Genomic DNA, 7,051 nt, shown 5'->3' with positions numbered 1-7,051 from the left:
GGAGATATCAGAGGGTTTTTTCGGAGTAAATCCAACTAAAAATCTTGCTAATGATATGGGAGTAAGTGATGAGAATTACTATTTAGGTTTTACAATATTATTACTTGGGGCACCACTTCTTTTGAATGGTCTACCTTCTAATGTGCCAAACAATAGACCTCCAATGCAAAATACAAATCAGAAACAAAAAGATGCTACTTCGATGAATAAGGGGGTGGGTAACCCTAACGCAAGTATAGTAAGTGATGAAATGAGAAATAAAATACTATATGGGGAGCGAACAAAAGGTAATACATTTATTGGGGGACATTCACCAGAAATTACAAATAGCAATCCTAATTATGCTGTTGAAGAAATAATGACTAACGTTGATGGAACAAAATCAGTTAAATTTACAACCCAGTTTTCAGATGGAAATCTTGCTAAAATTAAAAAAAGTACACTGTTCCCAGAAACATGGTCCAGTGATAGCATTATTAATGGCATAAAGCAAGTAGGAGACACTCCAAGTCTTGGTCTACGTGCTTCTGATGGGGCAACATTCCATAGAGGTATTGTTAATGGAGTGGAAGTTGAGGTTGTTAAGGTTGGCAATAATGTAATTAGTGGATATCCTACTGGTGGAGGGTCAATGGTAATTCCAACGGGATTTAAATAACATAATAGGAACTATATTAATACGCCATGTATTTTTAAAGAATGAAATAAAAAACAAGACTTTATTATCAGGAGGATTTTCAATGTATGAAGAATTAAATGAATACCTATCAGGTCAATTTTCAATGGACTATTGGTTTGATGAGGGAGTAATAATTGCAACTGATATGTTAAGAAAATTTAATGAAAGTGATTGGAAAAAATTATTAGATGATATTCTTGTAAAGCCAATAGATTGGCAAATTAGATTTGCATATTGTGCTGATAATGATATTAATGATGAAGTTCTAATAAAGTGTCTGATTCTGCTTTCTAGCATAGATAATGATGAGCTATTTGAAACATGTATCGATTCTTTAAGAGTATTGGCTAATGAAGAAAACATAGGTATAATTTCAAATGAGAAAACAATCATAGAACAAGTTAAAAAAGCGCTACCAAGGTGCGGTGTAGCTACGCGAAAGATTTTCGAGGATTTTATTGGAAAGATATAAATAAATACTTAATAATTAAAACTAACAAGTGAATGAAAGATGATTGTACTACAATTAAAAATTAGGTAAATTATCTTTCGTTCTCACTTCATAAAACTATTTAATCTTGACGCAAAATCTGTAGAGGAATGTAAATTGTTATAAAAGGTAGTATTTCCAAGGTTGACTGTGAAATCAAATATAAAGGATTTACTTCATAATTGTAATAATGCAGTGAAAAGATGAAATGAATCAGCTGAAATCAAGTAGGCTGGTTCATTTTTTTTAATAGTTAAAAGATACTATAAATACATCGCTCAAAGGAACTATATTAAAAAGCGACGATAACACACCAGAAAACAGAGATTTTAAAGACTGTGAACAAGAGTGGCATTAAATCTTAAAAGTGTTGAATAAAGGCTAAAGCTACTGATTTACATAGAAATTGATAGGTGATTAAAATCTTTTCAGCTGTTCATCAAGTATAAACATATGATAAAGGATTTCCTTGATAATCAATACTTGAATCTTTAGAAGCAAGTAAAACAAGGCTGAAAGCAATGTGTAGCTTGGTAAACTAGGAAAGCCTAGATTCAATGATTTCGCTTATAAGTTGATGGGTTCATGGCTATAGTATGTGTAGGATAAAAGTATTAATATTGCAGCAGATAAGGGTATCTGATACAAGATTTCCTAGATAATTAGAACATGTATCTTCATGAGCCAGTAAAACGAGCATAGAAGAGATGTGTAACCTGATAGGCTAGGAAAACCTAGGTTCAATAATTCCACTTGGAAGTTAATGCAATTCAGAACAATAATATATACAGGATAAAATCTTTAATGCTTGAACAGATGAAGACATCTGATAAAGGATTTCCTGGATAACTAGAATAAGCGTCTCTAGGAGCCAGTTAAACGAGTATAGAAGAGACATGTATCCTGATAAGCTAGGAAGACCTAGACTCGATAATTCCACTTAAAAGTTAATGGAATTTGGAACATATAATATGTAATATAAAAGCACTAAAAAATAAAAAGAATTGATATAATAAAACATATAAATAATATAGTTGAGTAGAATGACTTGGGACTTGGAAATAGGAAATAGGGACTAGGAAATTGTAACGGGGGGTAGGGGGGCATATGACTGATAAAGAGATATAAGATTGAAATAAATAATAATTGATATAATTATAAATAATCAATTGATAAATAGATATAATTGATACAGGATATAAAATATAATTAATCAATGTAATTGATTAATAGATACTGTATTCAGAGGATTAAATAAACTAGGAAAGAGTTTTTTCAATAGGAATGGTAATGGAAAAATATAATACATCAATCAATTGAACTATATTAAAAAGAAATGGTAACCCATCAGAAAACAGAGATTTATGAGAATGTGAATAAGAGTACCATTCAGATTGAAAAGCTGTAAAGAATGGCTAAATCAACTGAATTTAAAATAGAGGATAAATATATATTATAAATCAGATAACAGGGTTAATGTTTCCAATCAAGTAAGCATTAACTCTTTTTTAATGTAAAGAGATTGAAGGGAGTAAAAGTGATGTGCCAAGTGATTGAAGAGTTCAAGATAAGCTTAATTGAGGATGGAAAGAGTCCTAAAACAATAGAAAGCTATACTGGTGATATTAAAGCTTTTATAGATTTTCTAGGAGATAAAGGAGTTGAATTCAATGGTAATCTTCAACGATTCTATGTAACAAGCTACAAGAATTTCTTGGTAGAGAGTAACTATGAGGTAGCAACAATCAATAAAAAGATAAATAGCATTCATGCACTAAATAGATACCTTATAGCAATTGGTGAGATGAAAGAAATAGTTGTAGAAAATTCTAAGGACAGAGTGAAAATTGCCTATGGTTCAGAAAAACAAGTGGAAGTCTATTCAGATAAGGAGGTTGATAAGATACTCTTCTACATTCAGAATGAGGACAAGGTAAGTAAAAGGAATAAGGTAATCATAATGCTACTGCTTTATACAGGAGTTAGAGTAAGTGAACTATGCAGCATAAAGATTAGAGATATTGATTTCTTAAATTACTCAATAAAAATCTACGGTAAGGGAGGTAAGTTTAGAGAAGTGCCATTGAAATTCGATTTATCGGATGCAATCAAGGAATACATTAAGGATAGAGATTATAATGTTAAGGATCCAGAATATCTAATTATAGGTCAGCGTGGAGCATTAAGAAGAGATGCAATAAATACAATGCTTGAAAGGTTAACTGAGGAGATAGGTATGATAAAAAAGTTAAAACCTCATATCTTTAGACATACTTTCTGTACAAGGTTAATAAATAGAGGAGTACCAATTTCCACAGTAAGTAAATTAGCAGGTCTTATACCAGAGGCTAATCCACAGGACTTATACTGGACAATAAAGATGATGGTTAATAGAAGAGATGCAATTGTAAAATCAATAACAACTCTAACTAATCAACTTCATGAACAATTAAACTATAATTACCCAAGCTATAAGAAATTTTTTTTCTGATGTAAACAGTAAAACAGCATTAGCTTTCTATGAGGAATACCCATCACCGAAGCACCTAAGAGGTGTGACTGACGAAGATTTAGCAGGATTTCTAAGAAAACCTAGTCATAACAGCTGTTCCACAAGAAAGGTTAAAGAGATATTAGACATTGTAGAAAGTGATGGAGATACAACAAGGGAGTACCAAGAGTCTAGAGATTTTATCATTCAGAGCATTGTAAGAGGCATTGTTTTTAAGAGTGAGGAAATCAAGAGGGTTGAAACTGAAATGAGAAAACTGCTAAAATTACTTGACTTAAAGCTTGAAACAATTCCAGGGATAGATACTGTAACTGCAATAGCACTTGTTGCTCACATAGGAGACATTAAAAGATTCCGAAATGCTGATAAGCTAGCTGAATTTTCTGGGATAGCACGAGTTAATTTCAGTTCAGCAGGTAAAGGGAAAGATAAAAAGAGTAAACAAGGTAATAGAGAACTCTATGGAGTATTCTATTTCTTAGCAGTACAACAGATACAAGTATCTAAGAAAGAAACTCCTAGAAATCCAGTTTTCCTAGAATACTGCAAGAGGAAAGTTTCAGAGGGTAAAACCAAGATACAAGCATTAGTGTGTGTAATGAGAAGGCTTAACAACATCATCTATGGAATGATGAAGAATAAGACTGAATACATTTTGCCAGATATGGAAGTTGAAAAGATAGCATGATAAAATAGTGGTAGATGTTGAAGACAGTAGACTCTACCACTAATAAATAATAAGACAGACTCTGCCCCAAGGGGGTAGGAGAAGCTGTCAATATAAAACCAGTACAATTACCTAAAGGTAGTCAATGGGAAAGAAATGTTCTAAATTCCTTCAAAGGTGGAAATGCAGTTGAAAAGACTTATGGTGAAGGGACTACATTGTACAGAGTAGGTGGTAAGAATGGTGGATTTTGGAGTCTAGACCCACCACCTGCAACAGAATACCAATGGAGAGTAGATTTTGCTATTAAGCAGGAATTTGGTAATGATGCAAGTACGTTATATAAAATGACTGTTCCTAAAGGGTCTAGTATTTCAGGACTTGATGGTATAGTTGGACCACAAGGAAATGGACTTTATGGTGGAGCACATCAAATATATATTGATTATAATGCAGTTCCAGGAAGTTGGATAAAAACATCTCCAACAAATTTTATGAAATGAAGGTGATTTTAAAATGAGTTTAATAGCACAACAAAGCCACAAAGAATTAATATGTACTTTAAATGAACTTAAGAATATAATTGATGAAATGAGAAAAGTTTCTTCAGAACAACTATTGACTTGGCATAAAGAAGAAGTGAATGATTGGATGGATTTTCTTGAGAAGCATACTGATAAAGAGGAATTACGTTCTTTAGAAGTTGAAGTAGGAGACAGGTTTTTCTATAAATACAATGTAAGGATTGAACCAATAAATTTAGACAAGCAAAGGTTGAATATACTTCAGAAATTCATAAACCAACTAAATAATGCGTTAAAATAAATAAGTTTAAGGGATGGGTATTCATTTATGATATATCCATTCCTTTTTTCTTACTACATAATTCAAAGTAAACCGTCTGCAAAATAATGCGAATAAGGAATTAATCAATAAAAAAAATTAGTTCTATCACTTCTTAACAAAATAGTCATAGTTTATGTTACTGCATAATATTAATAATGCAGTGAAGGAAGTTAAAAAGGTTAATGTTTCAGTAATTGGAGCATTAATCTTTTTTTATAGCCACATATGTAGAGATAAAAAAGGTTGCATGATAAAATAGGGTTAACAGATTAAGGGAAAATAAGGCTGAAAAAGTAACTACATAACAGAAAAAATGATAAATAGTTAAAGGTAGTCCTAAAACTGTGGTAAGGGTTGAAAACACTCAACTCTACCACTAAAAATAAAAAGACAGACTCTGCCCCAAGGGGGTAAGTAATCCTAATGTAAATGCAGATATAAGAAAATTCACAGAATATATATTTAAAGATGGAGCAGCACCAGGTAAGGATGTAGTTTATAAAAATTTAGGTTATGGTATGGATGATTCTGAAAAGTTAATCAATATGTATAAAGAGCAGGCGATAACCAAATATGCAAAGGGTGAATATACACTTGGTAAGGCAGATTCTTTTGGACAAAGAATAAATATAGAAATTGAATTACCCGGCATTGGTGATGCGGCTGGTAAAACAAGCTATCTAAAATCAGGATGGATGATAAAGCCAGATGGTTCATTATCATTAAATACACCATTTTCTGGTTTTACAAAGTAAGGAGATGAAAACATATGAAACCATTTCAAAAAGTAAGACTACTAACTGATAAATATATGGAAGATGGTATTAAAACAGGTGATATTGGTGTAATTCTAGAGGACTATGATGGTGAGAATTTCGAAGTCGAATTTTCAGATAATAGTGGTATTACAATTGCACTGTTTGCTATACCTGGTAAGGAACTAGAACTAGTTGAATAAAATGTTTTATGAAAGATAACTAATTTCTATAGTTAGTCATCTTTCGTTTCTTACTGCAAAAATCAAGTATTACTAACTGCAAAACATTGAATTTAACAAATATAAAGGCAATGCTAATTAGAAATATTGTATTGTGTAAGAATAAAGATATTAATTTTCACTGCATAATAGTAATAATGCAGTAAGCTGTAACTAAAATAAAAACTAAATATATATTATAACAATGATAAGAGTCAATTTTTCTAAAGAAGAAGCATTGGCTCTTTTTTTGTGTAAAAAAATGAAAGGAGTAAAGATGAAGTGTCAAATAATTGAAGATATCAAATAATTCTAATCAACGGTAAGGGTTTAAACAATTTAAAAACTAAATTGATGAAAATTATGCATTTATAAAATTTCTTAAAGACAAATAAATCGTACTAAAATTCTTTTTTTAAAGAGATAGAATATATGTACGAATATATCCATAAGAAAAGATAAACGTGAATAGCCAGTATATCTATATATGAGATAATAAATTATGTAAATGATGTTTCTCTGGAAAATGCTCAGGTATTAATGACCTCAGATAAAAACGGAAACTACAATCAGGCTTATACCTACGGCTTAGACAGAATATCAGTAGATTACCTTTCATCGGATATTAAAGAAAAGAGAAATCCTCTTTACTATCTGAACGATGGAAGAGGAAGTGTAGCACAGCTTACCAACAGCAGAGGGCAGGTAAGAGATGAATACAGCTATGACCCCTTTGGTGTGGTAGACCACGATGGACCATTAGGAAACAGCAAGGTTCACTACGATAACTTCTACGGCTACAACGGTGAGGAACACAACAGAATAAGCGGACTTCAGTACTTGAGAGCAAGATATTACGAGCCTAGTACAGGTAGGTTTTT

At 31.6% G+C, this 7,051-nt stretch carries 9 protein-coding genes; all 9 read left to right on the top strand.

The window, feature by feature from the left end; all coding sequences use genetic code 11:
• The coding region (locus TA89_RS18910) for an EndoU domain-containing protein (protein ID WP_242850152.1) at positions 1–658 on the top strand (658 nt) is incomplete at its 5' end.
• 82 nt (positions 659–740) lie between these two features.
• Complete coding sequence (locus tag TA89_RS13840; RefSeq protein ID WP_040214215.1) at positions 741–1,151, top strand: hypothetical protein; 411 nt, start codon at positions 741–743, stop codon at positions 1,149–1,151.
• Between the two features lie 1,558 nt (positions 1,152–2,709).
• Entirely contained in the window at positions 2,710–3,660 is a 951-nt protein-coding gene (locus tag TA89_RS18360) for a tyrosine-type recombinase/integrase (RefSeq protein ID WP_242850151.1), read from the top strand.
• A gap of 64 nt (positions 3,661–3,724) precedes the next feature.
• Positions 3,725–4,369 (top strand): transposase, encoded by a 645-nt coding sequence (locus tag TA89_RS18070; RefSeq protein ID WP_242850150.1) that lies wholly within the window; start codon positions 3,725–3,727, stop codon positions 4,367–4,369.
• Between the two features lie 197 nt (positions 4,370–4,566).
• Positions 4,567–4,851, top strand: coding sequence for a hypothetical protein (locus tag TA89_RS13825; protein WP_040214212.1), 285 nt, complete (start codon positions 4,567–4,569; stop codon positions 4,849–4,851).
• 13 nt (positions 4,852–4,864) lie between these two features.
• The gene (locus tag TA89_RS13820) at positions 4,865–5,173 is read left to right on the top strand and encodes a hypothetical protein (RefSeq protein WP_040214211.1); all 309 of its coding nucleotides are present in this window, start codon (positions 4,865–4,867) and stop codon (positions 5,171–5,173) included.
• A gap of 458 nt (positions 5,174–5,631) precedes the next feature.
• Positions 5,632–5,949 (top strand): DUF6883 domain-containing protein, encoded by a 318-nt coding sequence (locus tag TA89_RS13815; protein WP_341350008.1) that lies wholly within the window; start codon positions 5,632–5,634, stop codon positions 5,947–5,949.
• Between the two features lie 14 nt (positions 5,950–5,963).
• Positions 5,964–6,152, top strand: a complete 189-nt coding sequence (locus tag TA89_RS13810) for a DUF4926 domain-containing protein (RefSeq protein WP_040214209.1) — start codon at positions 5,964–5,966, stop codon at positions 6,150–6,152.
• 558 nt (positions 6,153–6,710) lie between these two features.
• On the top strand, positions 6,711–7,051 hold a 341-nt coding region (locus TA89_RS13805; protein ID WP_040214206.1), incomplete at its 3' end, for an RHS repeat-associated core domain-containing protein.

Source organism: Clostridium polynesiense (genome assembly GCF_000820705.1).
GTDB lineage: Bacteria > Bacillota > Clostridia > Clostridiales > Clostridiaceae > Clostridium_AA > Clostridium_AA polynesiense.
The sequence above is the reverse complement of the archived record's forward strand: the minus strand, read 5'-3'. Positions and strand labels throughout refer to the sequence as shown.